This is a genomic window from Paraburkholderia sp. BR14312, assembly GCF_040948675.1.
GTDB classification, from domain to species: Bacteria; Pseudomonadota; Gammaproteobacteria; order Burkholderiales; family Burkholderiaceae; genus Paraburkholderia; species Paraburkholderia nodosa_A.
In genome coordinates, this window is sequence record NZ_JBFPKI010000014.1 from 262698 (window position 1) to 280052 (window position 17355).

A 17355-nucleotide genomic window follows, 5' to 3' on the forward strand; every position below is an offset into this window, starting at 1 on the left:
TCTTTCCGACCGTGTGCTGCCTCAATACCCGAGCGCGCAGCCGTCCTTGCGATGATCGGACGCGCCGGTCAACACGCCCCGCTCCCAGTCGATGCGGATCGCCTGCGAACCGCCAATCGGCCCGGCAGCGGGCACGAGCTTGAAGCCGCGATCCGCGAGCACGGCGCGCGCGGTGGCGGGCAAGGTCGATTCGATTTCCACGGTGCCCGTGCCCGGGCGCGGAAAGACGCGCGGCAGATCCATCGCCGCCTGCATGTCGAGGCCGTAATGCAGCACCTTCGAGAGAAAGTGCGCGTGCCCCATGGCCTGATAGTGGCCGCCCATCACGCCGAAACTCATCTGCACGCGGCCGTCACGCGCGACCATCCCGGGAATGATGGTGTGCATCGGACGCTTGTGCGGCGCAATCGCGTTGGGGTGTCCTGGCGCGACCGAGAAACTCATGCCGCGGTTGTGCAGCATCACGCCGGATTCCTTGCCCATCAGCCCGCTGCCAAATGGATAGAACAACGAATTGATGAAGCTCACGCAGTTGCGGTCGCGATCGACGACGGTGATGTAGACCGTGTCGCGGTGCTCGACCTGGGTAAGCGCGGCGGCCGGGTCCACAACGCTTTCGAGGTCGATGCGGCTGCGGAGTTTGTCCACGTAGTCGTCGGATAGCAGGCGCTCGACATCGACGCCGCCATGGCGCGGGTCGCCCAGCACGGCGTCGCGTACGGCGTAGGCGAGCTTCGCCGCCTCGATCTCGCGATGTAGACGATCGGCGTCGAGCGGGCTGCCTTCGGCGTCGTATTTGTCGAGCAGACGCAACAACAGCAGCGCGATGACGCCCTGCCCCGCCGGCGGGCATTCGATCACGTCGTAGCCGCGGAATTTCGCGCGAATCGGCGTGACGTATTCGCCGCGGAATTCGGCGAAATCGTCCAGCGTGTGCAAGCCGCCGTGCGCTTGAAGCTGCGCGACGAGATCGGCCGCGATGGCGCCGCGGTAGAACGCGTCCCGGCCCGATTCGGCGATGGCGCGCAGCGTGTTCGCGAGGCGCGGTTGACGGTGCGTCGAGCCGGCTCGCGGCGCAGCGCCATCCACGAGCATGGTGGTGCGCGCTACGGCGTCGCGCGAGAGCGTTTCCACTTCTGCCGCCCAGTCGTGCGCGGTGCGCGGCGCGACGGCGTAGCCTTCTTCAGCGAAACGGATGGCCGGAGCCAATACGTCGCGCAGCGGCAAATGGCCGTGATCGCGATGGAGCGTGGTCCATGCATCCACCGCGCCCGGCACCGTGACCGCGTGCGGCGAATGACGCGCGATGGTTTCCACGCCCATGGCGCGCAGACGCTCGGCGCTCGCGGCCGCGGGGGCCCAGCCGGAGCCGTCGTAGGCGATCACGCCATCGGTGCCGCCGCGCGAATAGAGCGCGAAACAGTCGCCGCCTACGCCCGTCGAGCCGGGTTCGACCACACACTGCACCGCGCACGCGGCAATCGCGGCATCCATGGCGTTGCCGCCGGCGGCGAGAATCTGGACGGCGGCGAGCGTCGCGCTCGGGTGCGAAGTCGCCGCCATGCCGTTGCGTGCCATGACGAGCGAGCGGCCCGGCGTTTCGAAGTTACGCATCGAAGCGTTCTCCTCTTTGGTGTCCTGATGATGTTTTATTTCAGCTGATGCAGCATTGCGGCTATTGCCTATGCAGAAGCAGGCATGGCAGTTCGCAACGTGCGCTTCAAGAACGTCTGCGTACGCGGATGCGAAGGCGCGGTGAAAATGCGCTCGGGCGGCCCCTCTTCGATCAACTCGCCCTGGTCGAGCACGACCACGCGATCGGCCACCTCGCGCGCGAAGCCCATTTCGTGCGTGACGACGACCATCGTCATGCCGTCTTCCGCAAGCTCCTTCATGACCTGCAGCACTTCGCCGACGGTTTCCGGATCGAGCGCGCTGGTGGGCTCGTCGAAGAGCAGCACCTTCGGCTGCATGGCAAGCGCGCGGGCGATGGCGATGCGCTGCTGCTGGCCGCCGGAAAGCTGCGACGGATAGTGGTCGGCGCGATCGGCAAGACCCACGCGGGCGATCAGCGCCTTTGCCTGCTTGATCGCCTCTTCGCGCGGCATCTTCAGCACATGGATAGGCGCCTCGATCACGTTCTCCAGCGCCGTCATGTGCGGAAACAGATTGAAGCGCTGGAACACCATGCCGATATCGCGGCGCTGCCGTGCGAGCTGACGCGCCGAATCGCGCACCAGCGTGCCGTTCGGGCGTTCGACAAAGCCGAGCAGATGGCCGTTCACGCGCACCCGCCCGCTGTCGTACGACTCGAGCAGATTGAGGCAGCGGATGAACGTGGTCTTGCCCGACCCCGACGAGCCGATCAGCACCACCACTTCCCCCTTCGCGACGCTCAACGAAATGCCGTTGAGCACCTTGGTCGGGCCGAACGACTTGTGAATGTCCGACGCCTCGATGACGATTTCGCGTGCTTCGTTCATGTCAACGCCCCCGCAGCAGTTTCATCGTTTGCGCGCCGAACAGACGCGTATTCGCAGCCGGCTTCGCCTCGCCGCGGCCGAAGTGCGCTTCGAGCCGCCGCTGCACGAAACCCCAGAGCGTGGTGAGCGCAAGGAAGTAGATGCCGAGCACGAGATACAGCTCGAACACGCGGAAGTTCACCGACGTAATCATCTGCGTGCTGAGCAGCAGTTCCGGCACGCCGATCACGCTCACGAGCGTGGTGTTCTTGAGCATGACGTTAAACTCGTTGCCGAGCGGCGGCACGATCACGCGGAACGCTTGCGGCAGCACGACCCGGCGCATGAGCAGCACCGAAGTCATGCCAAGCGAGCGCGACGCTTCATACTGCCCACGATCCACCGAACTCAAACCCGCGCGAATGATCTCCGCCTGATAGGCCGCCGAATTCATGCCGAGCGCAAGCACGGCTGCCTGAATATTGCCGGGAAGCGAGACGATGCCGAAGTCGAGATCGTGAAAGTGAAAGATGTTCGCCGCGGCAAACGCGGTGTACAGGAACACGATCTGCATGAGCAACGGCGTGCCGCGCATGACCCAGATATAGCCGCGCGCGAGATACTGCACGGGCAGACTCGACGAAAGCCGCATGAGCGCGACAATCAGGCCGAGCGAGGCGCCGAACGCGATCGCGCAGGCGCTGATCGAGAACGTGAGCCACAAGCCGTGCAGATACGCCGGGCTTGGGTCCAGCAGGAATTTCCGGAAGATTTCCCAACTGAAATTCATGGCGTCACTCCACGCTCACAGGCGATCGTTTTCGAGCTTCCAGGTGGCGAGCATCTTGCCGTAGCGATCGCTCTTCACGAGATCGGCGACGGCCTTCGCCACGGCCGGCGAAAGCGGCTCGCCCTTGCGCGCGCCAATGCCGGTCGCGATGCGATTGAAACCGGGCACCGCCTCCTCGAACATGTCGCCCGAGACCTGCTGGAAGTGCGCGGCACTTTCCGAGGTGGTGCCGTAGGCATCGACCTGATTCAGACGGAAGGCCTGAAATGCATCGGCATCCGAACTATAGACAACGATGTTCATGGGCGACTTGCCCGCAGCCTTGAGCTTCTCGTTTTCCTTGTCGAGCAGCGTGCTGATGGTCGTGCCGTTGAGCACCGCGACCTTCATGCCCGAAAGGTCGTCGAGCGAGCGCACGTGATGCGGATTGCCGCGCGGCACCATGATCGACTGGCTCGAATACATGTAGTCGACGATGTCGATGATCTGGCGACGCTCGGGCTTGTCGAAGAGCTGGCCGATCACGAGATCGCATTGCTTCGCCTGCAGCGCCGGAATCTGCCCGCTGAAGGACATGACCTTCCACTCGACCTTGAGATTGCCGAGCTGCTTCGCGACGTCATGCGCCACGTCGACGGAGAAGCCACGCGGCTGTTGGTTCTCGTCGTAGGATGCGAGCGGCGGCGCGTCCATGCTCGAACAGTAGGTGAGCGTGCCGCCTTTCACGAGACCCAGATCGGCGGCCTGCGCCGCGGAAGTTCCAGCAACCTGCGCGAGGAGCGCAAAGCCTGCGCAGGCGGCGAGACGGAGACGCTTGAACTGTTTTGCTGACATCGAGAGGCTCCTGGTGTGAGCTGCGTGAGGTACGACGACAGTTAGGACGCCGACGCGTTACGCTCGTGACGCGGGCGATTCGAGGAACTTGATGATCTGGGGAACGGTTGATTCGAGGTGCTCGCGCAGCGCTTGCTCGGCTTGCGCGGGGTCGCGGGTGCGCAGCGCGTCGATGAGGATCTGGTGGGCGTCGCGCGCGCGTTTGCGTCTGAAGGTGGCTTGCTCGATCCACAAGCGCATGGGGCCTTCGATCAGCGTGTAGAGCGAGTGAACTTGCTGGTAGAGGCGCGTGCGGCCGCTGATTTCGCACAGGTATTCGTGGAACGCGCAGTGGCGTTGGACCCAGGTGTCGGTATCGCCTACGCAGGCGTCCATGTCTTCCAGCAGGCGTTGGAGCTTCGTGAGATGTGCTTCGGTGCAGCGCGGGGCGGCGACGCGCATGGCCAGGCATTCGAGCGCGATGCGCATGTCGAAGATGTCCTGGACTTCTTCTACTGTGAGGCCGCGGACGATGGCGCCGCGGTTGGGGCGCTGGATGATCAGACCTTCGGTTTGAAGTCTTTTTAGTGCCGCGCGGATAGGCATGCGGCTCATTGAAAGCTCTTCTGCAACCGTCTCGGCGACGATGCGCTGGCCTGCGGCGTAGCGGCCTTCGATGATGGCCTCCAGCAGGAAGCGGTAGGCCTCTTCCTCGGCGGTTAAGGCCAGACCGGCGGTGTTGCGGACGTTGGTGGCAGGCATTTTTGTGCGCTTGATCCGTTTTGTGCGGTGCGGGAGGATGCCATTGCGGTTGCTGAGTCGTTGGGGCAGATTACTCCAAGTGGATTTGTGGATCCAGTCTTTCAAAAAAGATTTGGTGATGGCTGCAGATGGCGTGAAGGCCACGAACCTTGTGGGTTCGTGGCCTTCTTTGTGGGGCTTTGGTCTGACGGGTGGGCTAGTCTGGGGTGATCACAAGCCTTTTGTCTTCTACCGTGATTCGGACGCGCTGGCCTGGTTCAAAGCCTGCGACTTCGAGCCATCGGCCAGAAAGCTTGAGCCAGGGGTAAAGCGGCGGGTCATTTCTTGCCCGTGAACTGGACCTGCGGTACCGCCAGGACTGCTGGATGGTTACGCGGCGCTCGGGATGTGCGTGCGATGCATTAAGATTGGCGTCAGCCATGGTCAACTCCTCAGTTGAGTTGGTTTTGGTTAGCGGGCCGTGAGTGCTGGTAACACTCATGGCCCGCGCTTCGTTTACTGCATTGAGACTTCTACTACTTCCGAGCTTGGGCGAGCACGGTGTCCAACATTTCTGAGACAAACTGCTGTTTGGGCTTGGGTAGTTGTTCGATTGCGGCGATTTGCAGTTGTAGGCGCGATATCGAACTTCCTTTGCCTGGCTGTCGCGCGACTGGCCTGCACAGCAACTCTTCGAAAGAGGACATCAACCGGTCCACTAAAGCTGGCAACAGCGATGCCGGCACGCGCGAGCGCCCGACTTCATAGTGGGCTAGCGTTTGCTGTGCGATTCCGAGCGCTTCGGCTAATTCTTGTTGCGTCATGCCGCGCGCTCTTCGCGCCCTGGCAATGCGTTCGCCAAGTTCAATAAAATATTCTCGATCTATTGCGTTCATGGTTAAATCCTGCGCTGATCATACACAGGTCTAAATAATCCGCTCAATTCCTGAGTCATGGCTAATTGTAGCGAATCCACTATCGCTAAAATCTAGAGTTGCTTTTACTCGGATCATTATTTAAGGTTTATTAATCGCGATCAAATTGCAGATGCGCACCTCGCAGGGAAGAGATAGATACATCACCGGCAATCGCGCGCTGGAACCGACGGGTTTGCCGCATTTTTCGCTGCATGGCCTGCGCCGCTCATTCGGCACATTGTCAGAGTCGGTGGAGGTCCCGGTCGGCGTTGTCGCACAAATCCAAGGGTACAAGCCGTCGGCAATTGCCAAAAAACACTATCGCCGACGCCCTCTCGATCTGTCGCGCATGTGGCACGACAAGATCAAGGCTTAGAGTGCGGAGGAGGATCGAACTCACGACCTTCGCATTGCGAATCAGAAGCTCACATCAATAAAATAAAGGGCGATTGACCATATTTCGAATAATTGGGACAATTCTGAGACACCGACGTCCCACAAACGAATGCTAGCGAGCAATTGGCCTATGGCGACCTTTACCAAACGCGGCGACCTGCAGTGGCAAGCCAAAATTCGCAGAAAGGGCTATCCCCAACAATCAAAGACCTTCGACACCAAAGCAGACGCTGAAAGGTGGGCAAGGTCGGTCGAAGGAGAGATGGATCGGGGGCGCTTCGTTAGCAGCGCGGAAGCGGAGAGCACTACCTTTACAGAAGCGTTGGATCGCTACGAGCGCGAAATTGCATCGAACAAACGAGGCGCGACGCAGGAGAAGTCGATCATCCGACAACTGCGCGACTCATGGCTCGCAATGCGCCCACTCGCCGGGATTCGGCGGGCTGACATTGCGAAGCTGCGCGACGAATGGTGTGCTACTCATAGCCCAGCGACGGTCGTGCGCCGGCTTGCCGTAATCTCGCATCTTTTCACAATTGCGCGCAAAGAATGGGGCTTGGAGAGCCTCTCCAACCCAGTCGAGCTGGTTCGAAAGCCTACAATCAAAAACGAACGCACTCGACGCATTTCTAGCATCGAACGTGACGACGAGAGAGGCGCCACGACCGACGAGCTCACTTACGTAAAGGCGGCGACCGCTTCTGCTTTCCTGCCAGCCCTCATCGACATTGCAGTCGAAACAGCAATGCGTCGAGGCGAGTTGATCTCACTCGGCCCAAGCCAGGTGGACCTAACAAAGCGCGTTGCACGGCTTTCAATGACCAAAAATGGCAGTTCCCGCGACGTGCCCCTTTCGAGCAAAGCGATTGCCGTCTTTAAAGAACTCGCTAACGACGACCGGCAATTATTTTTCCCACTCCGAGCCGATGCGGTAACACGAGCGTTCGAAAGAGCGGTCGCAAGGGCAAGGCAAACATACGAAGAAGATTGTGCAAGTAAGGGCGTGGGACCCGACCCAAAATTTCTAGTTGACCTGTGTTTTCACGACTTGCGACACGAGGCAACATCACGCCTTGCCGAGAAATTTCCACTCCACGAGCTGGCGAAAATTACGGGTCACCGAGACACGAAGATGCTTATGCGGTACTACCATCCGAGGGCGGAGGATCTTGCAAAGAAGCTAGACTAGTGCCGCGGCTTGAGGTCCCCGGCGCTAGCCAACAAGGTGCTCAACTTGACCTGAAAACGCACAACCGCCCCATCGCCGCAATTGCAGTAGTCGCCGTGAACAGTAGGCCCTGAAAGACGCGAATTCCGATTCCACCGCCGTGTTACATCTCGTCGTCGGGCGCACATGTACTGAAGTCGATACTGACGATTAAAGCCGAACGGTAAAATGGCACCGTGAATGCAACGAAGCACCACGCCACGCGCCCCGACGCGGAGAGCGTTAACAAGCGTTGAAATTCGCCCTCCGTCATATCAACCACGCCCTGCAACTCTGGCTTTACCGATATAAACGCCCCAACGTTTGGCACGACGGCATTCCCCATCTCCGGCTTTTCTGTTGGAGAAACCTGGATCAAGAACCGTCCAACACCGCGCACCGCCTCGGTGAACTCTCCTTCAAACCGAATTGAAGCGCGACTCTCTCGTCCCGGCGGATGTCCACGAGGCCTGTCTGCCCGGACTGATACGCTCGCGTGCCAACTAGTGATGCGCCCATAGCGACTCAGCAATTCGCGCCGCGGGCGCTGGTCCCTTGCCTTGGTCATAGCGTCCCTCCCAAACTTAGCGATCCCGTTCACACGAACAAGCGCGCCGTACCGGCACTGAGCGCCGCCGGCACCGCGCTGCAGGCAAAAAAACTCCGAGCGATCCAATCTTGGGGAGCCCCCGCGTCCCCATGGACAGAGTGGGACAACTCTACGAGTTGCCCCACTCTGCCCACAGGTCCCCTCGCGGCGTGGAGCCTACGGCGTGACTCGCTTCGCTCGCCCAATGCGAGGATACGCACCTTCAACATTTACCCCTGTACGCTTAGGAGAAGTCCCCGGCCTCGATTAAAGAAATAGGCTACTCAGGGAAGTGCAAGAGGTAATTATTGTTCGGCTGTATGCGCTGGTCTTGTCCACAGCCCGACAGCCTGTGTGCAACCGGCCGGGCGGCCATGCCGCACGCAAGAGGCCGGTTGTGCACAAGTCGTGGCCGTAAGGCCACGAGGCTGTGGGCAAGGGGGAACGGAGCATTGAGCGATGCTTACGCCGGTGGTCTCGGCAAGCAGCTCCGCATCAAATCAGTTTTCTGATTGCACATTGACCGCTGCTGCGAAAGCTATCACTTCGTTGATATCATTTTTTGGCATGCAAGGCAGATTGCACGGACACCCGACAAAGAACGCGATACAACCGCGGCTTCCAGGTTGGCAGTCAGCCGACGCGTACCAACGATTTTTGGGGGCCGCCGAACGGCGGGCGTAGGGCCAGGCGGCCCGGAGCTCCGCGCGTCTTCGCGCGGGCCGGGGGGGAGCCGTTCGACGCTGGGCGCCCCAGCGCCCAGAGGCCGCCCTAGCGGCCGGCAGTCGAATGGGGGGGCGAAGCCCCAGAGCGCCGAGTGAAGCGCGGCCCCCTGCTTGGCGAGTGGCCCGAACCAGGGCCACGTGGTCGGCGTTCAGCCGAGTCCGAAGGACCGAACGAAGCGCATCGCGCGTAGTGAAGCCCGCGAAGCAGGGGGCCGCGCTTCGCGCGGCGCTCCCCCGAGGGTCGGCAACGCTGACCCGCTGGAGACCCGGCCAACGAGCCGGGTCGTGAAGGCAACTGGAGACGATCGAGACGGGCGTCCAGCCCGTCAGGCAAGGGAATCCGGGCATCCAGCCCGGACGGCGAAGCCGCCTTGCCGGTCGTTCGACGGAAGGCGCAGGGGCCGCATTGCGGCACCGCAGCTCGTAAAATAATTAATCCACGAATCTTGTTGCGAATACTGTAGGTGGTGGCACAACACCCACTACAGGATGACACGGTTGATGGAACAACAGGATCGGGCAAGCAAGGCACGCGCACGTATCGCTGAAGCGCTTGGAGAGAAAAGCGCAAGGCAGCGGGGTGAAGAGAAAACACTGCTCGCCCTCGACTGGATATATCGATGGGGATGCTCCTCGCCGTCGATTGTCGACATGCTGAGCGGAGCCGCGGCGGCAGGCTTGGCAGCACGCCTCGTTCGGCGCGGACTGCTCGTCAAAACGAAGACCGAATCCGGCGGTGGCCGGAAAGACGTGCCCAACTTTATCCTGACGCTCTCTTTGAGCGGACTCGAAGAAGTCGAACGGGTCCGGGATGCGCTGCTTCCCTACGAGTTGGATCCGTTCAAGATCAGGCAGGACCAACTACGACACACCATCATTGCGCAGGCCGCCACGGCAAGGAACGTACTCAGTGGTGCGATCAACGGGTTTCAGTCCGAAGCCGAGATGGCGCAGAAATCAAAGCGGGGAACCAAGCAGCCGGACATATGCTGGCTGATGCCCGACGGCCGACGGGTTGGGGTAGAGGTCGAACTGACAGCGAAATGGGGAAGAGACCTGGATGACTTTGTCGGCGCATGTCTCGTTGCAACCCGCCGACGTGAGGGAAGCAACCCGCGATTCGACGAGATCTGGGTTGTGACCGACAGCCCTGCGATCGAGAGACGATACAAGGCCGCGTTCAGCCCAGGTGCGCCCATCAACATCTGGAAAAAAAACGAACAGAGACGGTGGATCGTCGAAAAGCCCGCCACGGTCCCCGACTGGGCAAAGGATAGAATCACATGCCATCTACTCAAGTGATCGAGCTGTTGATTGTCGCCGTTGGAACCGTGGCCGGCGTACATTCTCTTTGGCCCAGAAAGCCTGCTGCATCACGCAAACCTCTCGCCTGCCAGCCGGAGGAAGAAGCGTTAATTCGGCGACTGGAGCACCTGCGTGGGCAGATAAATGCAGCCGAAACCGAGTTCGCAGCCCTGCTCGAGGACAACGACGCGCTGGCTTTGGCGAATCACGAGCTGCAGGTAGATCACGCCCAGTTGCAGACCGACATTGAGCGACTGAAAGCGGATCGGCGCGCGCTAGACGGGTTTTCCTGAAACGATACGCCAGACCAATCGCGCAATTCGCCTTTGGTCCTCCACTGACTGGCGGCAACCGGCGAGGAAACTGGCAAGCACGTCGCGGATCATAACTATCTCCAAATAAGCGAGGCGACGATGCCGCCAAAGCCGACGAAGGCGGCGCCGACCCCAAGGCACGTCATAAGGAACATTTGCACGGCCTCCCGACCGTGGTAATTCGGGAGCTCTGCATGTGCCGGACCCGGCGTCGCGCGGCCCTGCACGGCGGGTCCACCAATGAAAAGCGCATAGTAACCGAGGCCGTAAGCGGTCAGCAGACCGAACGGTACGACCTGCGTGTACATCATTGCCCCCCCCGACGTTTGAACAGATCCATCACGACCGGAGCGCACAGTGCGCCCAGAATGGCGCCCACCGCGAGTCCCATCAGGAACACCGCTGCCCAAGTGCCGTGCGTGCCACCAGCGGACAGCCAAGTTTCGGTCTGCTCGCTTCGCATATCCTCAAACCACTTGAGCAGGATGTATCCCACCACCACCATGCTCGCTGCCCGTGCGCTCCGCGAGCGCCACAAGTGACCGGTCGAATTTCTCATACCACCGCGCTGCCGTCTTCACGCGCTCCTGAATTTCTCGACATATGGGCGATCCGCACCTGACCGATCCGCATAATCGCGTCCGTGGCGTCACCAATGTGCGAGTGATATTGCTTGACCATCTGCTCGGTGTCGCCTCGTTCCTCGCGCAGCCGTACAGCATGGCGCATGACCGTCACATTTTCGCTTGCACAACTGTGTAATTCTTCGATACGGTCCGCCTTGGCTTTGGGTGATTGCTCGCCCGGACTGCGCGACGAAAAAGCGATTGTTTCCGCGTCCTCTGCCAGCCTTTGAGTATCAACAGCCATGAGCTTGAACCAGTTCTCTGCGAGGTCTTGCCTGTTGTCCAGTATCCATCTGGCGCTGATCCTGTCTGCTGGGGACATACATTCTCCAAGGTGAGCATGGTCGACACGCCGACGAAGCGATTGGGTTCTGGCAATATTAGTACCGGATTCGCTTGACCTTATCAAGCTTGATATTGTCGCTCCGACCGCCTTGCAGCTGGTATCAGCTAGATGATCGGGCGGAAATTTGTCCAGAACAATTACAGAAAGGCCGCTTTAAATGAAGACGGACGTTACGCAGGTGCTCCTTCAGTTTGTCGCTGGTCCTGCGGTTTTCGCAGTGTTTATCAAGTATTTGCTCGACCGATTCGACGGTGCCCTCAAAGAACGACACGGTGCAAAGAGTCTCGCTTTCGTATGTTGGTACGGGCCGCATCGACGTCCGCGACGTTTCCCACACTGGGTGACTTCATTGGCCTCGGTAATACGGCGCTCCTTTCGACGGGAGCGCAAGCCTATCGATGAGCACGCGCCCTCGAGCAGAAAGACAATCGCATTTATTTTCAACAATGGACGGGTTCCACTGACCACCGACGATCTCTTCACGGCAGCCCCACTAAAGCTCGTGCTCCAAGGAGATGGAGAACTAACGAACGTCAAAGTCGCCTTTGAAACCGATCAGACGGCGGCCATTAAACTGGGTCAACGGGCGTTCTTGCGGCGACCGAAAAACTATGCGACGGAGCGATCGCTAATGTTTTCGTACATGGCTCCGGGCCACGGAGTGGCAATCGAAGTCGAATATCGCGCTTCGAAGACTCTCGGATTGAGTTTGCAAGGACCAGTGAAGGGAATGAGGAACTCCGTTCAACAGCAGATTCTTTTCGAGGTCGACATCGAGAATGACGAGCGTCGGCGCCGCCGTCGCCGAGTCGATACTTGGAAGCTTTGGGTCGGCGGCCTCATGATGGCCGGTGCGGCGGTGACTATGTTGCTCAACGCGCGCGCTAATAGCGGACGTAGCGCCGTAGATCACAGTTGGCAATACTGGTCTGCCATGCTGCTTATGACGATAGGGGAATGGACGGCGCTATCGGCTTGGTACAGGTTGAAGCAGCGTAAGAAAGTGCCATCGCGGCTTCGGTACTGGGAGCCTCAAGAGAACGTGCCTGCTATTCCCGTTGGTGACCAAGTTAGCTCCTAGTCTAGAGATGTAAAAAATCTCTTGAAGATCAAGGATCTTTAGCTTCTGAAGCGACTAGATGCGTATCCGCTCGATTTCGTCGAGGCTAACGTCGTCGCGCCGTCGGTCATAGAGCTGCGTGGTGCGCGTCGAGGCGTGATTGGCCATTGCCGCGGCGTTCTCGAGCGTGCCACCGTTTTTTAGGTAAGCGGTGATACCGGTCGCGCGGAACGTGTGATTACCGATCTTCGTGGCGATGCCGGCCGCGAGCGCACGCCGCCTCACCATCGCGTACGCGTTCGCCTGTGGCAGGGGCGTGGCGCTCAGCTGCCCGGTGCCACGCGCGATCGTGCGGAAGAGCGGCTCCTTCGGCTCGGCCGCGATCCCCGTTCCATCGATGTAGGCGTGTAACCAAGCTTCGAGCGTGTGATGACAGGGCATCGCGTGCGCCTCGCCGCCTTTTTCGCGCAGTCGTATCCACAGACGCCGGTTCTGCACATAGACGTCGTCGACGCGCATCGCGAGCGCAGCACCGATCCGCGCGAACGAAAACACCATCAGCGCAATCAGCGCGCGGTCGCGCAGGCCGATCGGTGTGCTCACATCGATGCTGTCGAGCAGCTGCCGCGCCTCGGCGGGATCGAGCACCGGCGTTTTGCCTTTTTTCATGATGTGACTGGGCCCGCGCACCGAGGCGGCCGGGTTCACCGGCACGACCTGACCCGTGAAAAGCCAGTCGAACAGATGGCGGATCGCCGCGAGGCGCTGCTTGACGGTCGGCGCCGCGTGCGTAACCGCCTGCAGCTCGATCCACGCGGCCACATGCAGCGGCTGCACCGCCGTGATCGAGGTCACGCCGGCGCCCGCGCACCAGACGAGGAAGTCGGCTGCCGCGCGCGCATAGGCGCGGCGCGTGTGCGGATTGCGGATCGCCGAGGCGAAGAACTCAAGGAAGCGCACGCCAGCCCGTTCGCCCGCCGCGAGGACGAGCGCCGGAGTTGAAATGGCGTCAACCCGAGCGAGCTGGCTCATGCCTGCATGGCCTTCTTCCAGTCGATTTCATGCCCAGCTGCGTCGAGCTCCCTGCACAAGGCGCTCTTCCAGTTACCGCCGGCATCCATCGCCTCCCACACAACGCCAAGATAGTCACTTGGAATCTCGGGGTCACCACGCTTGAGCGCACATACCCTGTTGCGACCAAGACGCCCGATGAAATAACCCAGCTCGAGCAGCACGTTCTGCCGCGCACGGGGCTTGGGTTGGCCGCCCTTCACACACCCCTCGTCATCGGGTGTGAGTAGCACTATCGCGAAATCAACGTCCCCGTGCGCTTCGATCTTTTCAATAACGGTACGCCCCTGATTCGCCTGTTCGTGCAGGATAATTGGTTTGAAGTCGACCTTTTCGAGGAACCGGGCAACAGTCTCCCGAGCCCCCTCATCGTGACCATGAACGACAAACACGCGCCGATTGCTAGGCTTATGTTCTGTGACCGTAGGCGCAGGCAAGGCTGCTGCCTCGTGCTGCGCGTCCGCCAGATCCTCTCTTAGCGCACGCTGCGCCTCCTGTAGAAGCAAGATCGCCTGTGCGATGTTTTCACGAGCGCCGTCCTGATAGTGATGCCGTTGGGGATAGTCGCCGCCGAAGACCACCGGGCGAAGTTGCAGGTTCGCCGCCGGCTGGAAGCGCCTGTATGCAGACGTGTTCTCGCCAAAGCAGCGCTCGAGCGTGTCCTTGATGCTCGCTGACAATGCCGTGAGTTCCGGGGAATTCCCACTCGGAACGCTTGCGACGTTGAACGCGTTCAGTTCGTCAATCCGCTCGCCTAGCCGCGCAATGCCACGCTCGATCGCGGCGGGAGTGAGCTGCAGCTTCGGTGCAACAGATTGTTCAGCGGCGGTACGGCGGGTGACCATGGGGCTCTCCTATTTGTGTGATAAAGGACATTATCACATATATGACTCCAAAGTCAGAATTCGCAAAACCTCCTTGACTTACTCTAAAAACACTCCTAGATTACTCATTAAAGGATTTATCCCCGCTGTCTCAGCACTCACCATCCCAAGGAAACAATCATGAGCCTCGACCCGATTATTCGATCCAACCCTCCTCCATGGAGAACCAGACATGGATTCCCTCGATCCAAAACCTCTTCCTCCGTTCCGGGAGCCTGCAGAAACGCTGGTTATCAAGGAATTTATCTTGGATGCCATGGAGGGCAGCGCGCCTGAGATACCGCCTGGTTGCGACGCTCCGGTCGAGCCAGCTTGAGATTTAGGAGGGTTCTATTGCCTGCCAGGATAGAGCCCTACGCTACTGGAGGCGCCAGATTTATTGGCGAATCAGAGAGATGAATGCAAAACTGCAACGCGTGCAATTCGACGTCCCCGAGGACAGACTTGCCGAATTGCAACAGTTAATGAAAACTTGTGGGATCGAAACTCGGAAAGATCTTTTCAACAACGCACTCACGCTGCTGGAGTGGGCGGTGAGGGAAAGCACTCGCGGTAGAACTATTGCTTCTGTGAGCGATGACGAGAAGTCCTACCGGGAACTTCAGATGCCGGCTCTTCTTCATGCAAGTAAATACGCTTCCCAGTAATTAAGTTACTGATACCAAACCCCGCTCGCGGGGTTTTTTTTAATGGCACGGCGATGATGCGGAAAAGGTCTTTATCTCAGGAGTCGCTCAGGGCTGGCTGCTCCAGGCCCAGCAAGCGTTCGCTCGTCATTACTCACACGCTCGCCGAGCCGTTGGTCCGCGAAAAACCGGAGACACTGTCACCAAATATATATGTGGAGAATGTTACCGTGATTAATGTAAATGTAGAAGGCAGCCAGATCGGCGTACTTAACGCAGGCGGGGTGGTTGATAGCATATCTAAAATATCCGTCAACGTTAATACCATGAAAAGCAAAGGCGATGTGGAATTGGCAGAAGCGTGCTCGACGCTATCCCGCGCACTTTCTTCATGCGACGCAAACGATAAGGAAAAAACCGATCTACTTCATAACCTTAAACTTCTGACAGAAGAAACGAGCAAACCGGTAGAGGAGAGAAACACATCACTGGTTGGTTTCGTTATAAGTCATTTCGACAAGATTCTTCCAACAATAGAAAGCGCAAAAGGCGTTTGGGATGGCTGCAAGGATATTTTCCAGGGCCTCATTTAATCGTGCTCTTGCAATTTCTAATAGAGATTGCATACACCGGTCCTGCCGAACGCCTACCTGCCCCATGTCGGGGGCTGTACGGGACGCATGGCATGTGGTGCAAACATAAAAGCACCGCAGCACGGCTCGACTCCGCCAATCGCACTATCCGAGCAGATACGGTCCGCCGACCTTAAGGCGATCAACAAGACGACCCAATCCGGTGATGAGCCGCCGCCGGGTTCGGAGGCGTCGGGTGAGAAACAGTCGTGGTGGAAGCGGAAATAGACCGGATTCTCAAACGCCCCGTTCCGAGTTCAAGCTCTTAAAGCCGCTCCGAGCCCATCCAATAATCCGCGTCGCGCAAGCGACACGAATGAGGACTAGACCTGCCCCGGTCGCGGATGACCAGGGGAGTCAGCAGGACGCTACGTGTTGCGGGTTCATCCACGGCAGCGCACGTGGTGCCAGCAACATGCCAGCGAAGCTGGAATCAGTCTTTTCGAGTTCGTACACGTGCCACTTGAGCACGAAGCCAAATCTCGCCCGGCGCTTATTCACAAGATTGGCTGAAGAGGTAACCGATGGAAATTGAACGTCGGTCGCACCCAAGGAAGCGCCCCCCGGGGCGCGTACGACACGTGGTTCCGCGAACAAGTGCAGGAGGCACTGGACGATCCGCGCCCGAATGTGCCGCACGCGCAGGTGCAGCGGGAGATGAGCGGAAAAAAGGCTGAGCAGCGCAATCAGCTCGCGCGTCGGCGCTAAACCATGGTCCTCGAGATCGCGTCGTCCAGCAACGTCTGTATCGCAAGCGACGGGCTGGGTACGGCGGCCTGATAGTTCGAGCAGTCCCGCAAGCGCATAGTGTCGTTCCCCGCCGACGGATGGGATTTCGCTACCACTGCACACAGCGGTTGATGCTTTATGAGTAGCTCACAGACGTCCGCGGATGCATGGGCGACCAATCAGCAGGGCCAGGTCCTTCGCGCGATGCAATGGAGCGACCCAGTATCATGCGCGGCATTGATACAATTCTGTGCGCGTCCGCCGGAATTAGCTTATTAGGTGGCGTATGACCACCCGGGGGAAACAATGGCAGTCGATCTTCAGGACCTTTCTCGGCGCCTGTTCGCCACAGCGAACCAGCTCTGGACCAATACCGAGCTGCGGCCGGATCAGTATGCGCAGCCAGTATTGGCACTGATTGCTCTGCGGCAGATGGAGGCGCGGTTCGATTTCGTCGATGCCAAGCTCCCGCGCGGCGGCCGCCTCGGCAATCCCACGCCGCCGGATTACCATGCGAAAGGCGCGATCTTCCTGCCACCGCATGCACGCTTTTCCTATCTGCTTGGCCTGCCGGAGTCAGAGAATTTGGCCGAGGCGTTGAACGAGGCGATGAAGGCCATCGCCGAGCACAATCCCGATCTCTCGGGTGTGCTGCCGCAGGGCTACGGCTCTCTGCCCAATTCTGTGCTGCGCGAACTGCTGCGGCTGCTGCAACCGCTCGCGATTGACGGTGACGCCTACGGCCTGATCTTCGAATATTTCATGGGTGAGTTCGCCTCCGCCTTCATGCAGAAGGGTGGCGAGTATTTCACGCCCGCTAGCATAGTGAAGCTGATCGTCGAGGTGATCGAGCCTTTTCATGGCCGCATCCTCGATCCCGCCTGCGGCTCCGGCGGCATGTTCGTCCATTCCGCCGAATTCGTGAAGCGGCACAATGAAAACCCCGCGCGTGCCATCAGCATCTATGGCGTGGAGAAGATGGCCGATACGCAGAATGCGTATTTCGGGGAAGCTGAACGCCCGTTTCGGTGAAGTCGAACAGGCCAGGAGGGAGGTGCTGCGTAGTGCTTAGATTGTACTGCGGGTGTTCGACATCAGGCCACTTTTTGATCAGGTGCGTTC

General features: G+C 59.6%; 22 protein-coding genes and 1 pseudogene. 10 read left to right on the forward strand and 13 right to left on the reverse strand.

The window, feature by feature from the left end; genetic code table 11:
- Positions 1–21: 21 nt before the first annotated feature.
- The 7 genes from ggt to AB3X98_RS33985 form a co-directional block, all read right to left on the reverse strand.
- Positions 22–1614: a gamma-glutamyltransferase gene (gene ggt / locus AB3X98_RS33955; protein ID WP_368606318.1), complete on the reverse strand. Its 1593-nt coding sequence runs from the start codon at positions 1612–1614 to the stop codon at positions 22–24.
- 68 nt (positions 1615–1682) lie between these two features.
- Positions 1683–2483, reverse strand: coding sequence for an amino acid ABC transporter ATP-binding protein (locus AB3X98_RS33960; RefSeq protein WP_028201726.1), 801 nt, complete (start codon positions 2481–2483; stop codon positions 1683–1685).
- A 1-nt stretch (position 2484) separates the two neighbouring features.
- Entirely contained in the window at positions 2485–3252 is a 768-nt protein-coding gene (locus AB3X98_RS33965) for an amino acid ABC transporter permease (RefSeq protein WP_368606317.1), read from the reverse strand.
- 15 nt (positions 3253–3267) lie between these two features.
- On the reverse strand, positions 3268–4086 hold the full coding sequence (locus AB3X98_RS33970; protein WP_368606316.1) for an ABC transporter substrate-binding protein: 819 nt from the start codon (positions 4084–4086) through the stop codon (positions 3268–3270).
- A gap of 57 nt (positions 4087–4143) precedes the next feature.
- Positions 4144–4971: a GntR family transcriptional regulator gene (locus AB3X98_RS33975; RefSeq protein WP_368606315.1), complete on the reverse strand. Its 828-nt coding sequence runs from the start codon at positions 4969–4971 to the stop codon at positions 4144–4146.
- Positions 4972–5023: 52 nt separating this feature from the next.
- Positions 5024–5308 (reverse strand): SymE family type I addiction module toxin, encoded by a 285-nt coding sequence (locus AB3X98_RS33980; protein WP_368610378.1) that lies wholly within the window; start codon positions 5306–5308, stop codon positions 5024–5026.
- 34 nt (positions 5309–5342) lie between these two features.
- Positions 5343–5702: a helix-turn-helix domain-containing protein gene (locus tag AB3X98_RS33985; protein ID WP_368606314.1), complete on the reverse strand. Its 360-nt coding sequence runs from the start codon at positions 5700–5702 to the stop codon at positions 5343–5345.
- 211 nt (positions 5703–5913) lie between these two features.
- Between AB3X98_RS33985 and AB3X98_RS33990 the strand changes: the two are divergent.
- Positions 5914–6099, forward strand: a pseudogene (locus AB3X98_RS33990) (preprotein translocase); the annotation flags it as partial.
- A gap of 150 nt (positions 6100–6249) precedes the next feature.
- Positions 6250–7308 (forward strand): tyrosine-type recombinase/integrase, encoded by a 1059-nt coding sequence (locus AB3X98_RS33995; RefSeq protein WP_368606313.1) that lies wholly within the window; start codon positions 6250–6252, stop codon positions 7306–7308.
- 142 nt (positions 7309–7450) lie between these two features.
- Here the strand turns inward: AB3X98_RS33995 and AB3X98_RS34000 are convergent, their stop codons facing one another.
- Positions 7451–7705, reverse strand: a complete 255-nt coding sequence (locus tag AB3X98_RS34000; RefSeq protein WP_368606312.1) for a hypothetical protein — start codon at positions 7703–7705, stop codon at positions 7451–7453.
- A 1436-nt stretch (positions 7706–9141) separates the two neighbouring features.
- Here AB3X98_RS34000 and AB3X98_RS34005 point away from each other — a divergent pair.
- Both AB3X98_RS34005 and AB3X98_RS34010 read left to right on the forward strand, forming a co-directional pair.
- The gene (locus AB3X98_RS34005; RefSeq protein WP_368606311.1) at positions 9142–9942 is read left to right on the forward strand and encodes a hypothetical protein; all 801 of its coding nucleotides are present in this window, start codon (positions 9142–9144) and stop codon (positions 9940–9942) included.
- Positions 9924–10238 (forward strand): hypothetical protein, encoded by a 315-nt coding sequence (locus AB3X98_RS34010; protein ID WP_368606310.1) that lies wholly within the window; start codon positions 9924–9926, stop codon positions 10236–10238. The genes AB3X98_RS34005 and AB3X98_RS34010 overlap by 19 nt, the downstream gene beginning before the upstream one ends.
- Positions 10239–10333: 95 nt before the next feature.
- Here the strand turns inward: AB3X98_RS34010 and AB3X98_RS34015 are convergent, their stop codons facing one another.
- From AB3X98_RS34015 to AB3X98_RS34025, 3 genes are read right to left on the reverse strand one after another with little or no spacing between them, the layout of a single operon-like run.
- Positions 10334–10570 (reverse strand): hypothetical protein, encoded by a 237-nt coding sequence (locus AB3X98_RS34015; protein WP_368606309.1) that lies wholly within the window; start codon positions 10568–10570, stop codon positions 10334–10336.
- Complete coding sequence (locus AB3X98_RS34020; RefSeq protein ID WP_368606308.1) at positions 10567–10764, reverse strand: hypothetical protein; 198 nt, start codon at positions 10762–10764, stop codon at positions 10567–10569. Before AB3X98_RS34020 ends, AB3X98_RS34015 begins: the two co-directional genes overlap by 4 nt.
- Positions 10765–10814: 50 nt before the next feature.
- Positions 10815–11207 carry a hypothetical protein gene (locus AB3X98_RS34025; RefSeq protein ID WP_368606307.1) on the reverse strand — a complete coding sequence of 131 codons (393 nt, stop codon included), beginning with the start codon at positions 11205–11207 and terminating at the stop codon, positions 10815–10817.
- 181 nt (positions 11208–11388) lie between these two features.
- Between AB3X98_RS34025 and AB3X98_RS34030 the strand changes: the two genes are divergently transcribed.
- On the forward strand, positions 11389–12312 hold the full coding sequence (locus AB3X98_RS34030; RefSeq protein WP_368606306.1) for a hypothetical protein: 924 nt from the start codon (positions 11389–11391) through the stop codon (positions 12310–12312).
- Between the two features lie 54 nt (positions 12313–12366).
- Here the strand turns inward: AB3X98_RS34030 and AB3X98_RS34035 are convergent, their stop codons facing one another.
- Both AB3X98_RS34035 and AB3X98_RS34040 read right to left on the reverse strand, forming a co-directional pair.
- Positions 12367–13323 carry a tyrosine-type recombinase/integrase gene (locus tag AB3X98_RS34035; protein ID WP_368606305.1) on the reverse strand — a complete coding sequence of 319 codons (957 nt, stop codon included), beginning with the start codon at positions 13321–13323 and terminating at the stop codon, positions 12367–12369.
- Positions 13320–14207 (reverse strand): TIR domain-containing protein, encoded by an 888-nt coding sequence (locus AB3X98_RS34040; protein ID WP_368606304.1) that lies wholly within the window; start codon positions 14205–14207, stop codon positions 13320–13322. Before AB3X98_RS34040 ends, AB3X98_RS34035 begins: the two co-directional genes overlap by 4 nt.
- A gap of 211 nt (positions 14208–14418) precedes the next feature.
- Between AB3X98_RS34040 and AB3X98_RS34045 the strand changes: the two genes are divergently transcribed.
- The 5 genes from AB3X98_RS34045 (at position 14419) to AB3X98_RS34065 (ending at position 17265) form a co-directional block, all read left to right on the forward strand.
- Positions 14419–14562 (forward strand): hypothetical protein, encoded by a 144-nt coding sequence (locus tag AB3X98_RS34045; RefSeq protein WP_368606303.1) that lies wholly within the window; start codon positions 14419–14421, stop codon positions 14560–14562.
- Positions 14563–14641: 79 nt separating this feature from the next.
- Positions 14642–14893, forward strand: coding sequence for a hypothetical protein (locus tag AB3X98_RS34050; protein ID WP_368606302.1), 252 nt, complete (start codon positions 14642–14644; stop codon positions 14891–14893).
- 209 nt (positions 14894–15102) lie between these two features.
- Entirely contained in the window at positions 15103–15465 is a 363-nt protein-coding gene (locus tag AB3X98_RS34055; RefSeq protein ID WP_368606301.1) for a hypothetical protein, read from the forward strand.
- A gap of 570 nt (positions 15466–16035) precedes the next feature.
- On the forward strand, positions 16036–16212 hold the full coding sequence (locus AB3X98_RS34060) for a hypothetical protein (RefSeq protein ID WP_368606300.1): 177 nt from the start codon (positions 16036–16038) through the stop codon (positions 16210–16212).
- A gap of 327 nt (positions 16213–16539) precedes the next feature.
- A complete protein-coding gene (locus tag AB3X98_RS34065; RefSeq protein WP_368606299.1) occupies positions 16540–17265 on the forward strand; it encodes an N-6 DNA methylase in 726 nt (241 codons plus the stop codon).
- Positions 17266–17355: the final 90 nt, after the last annotated feature.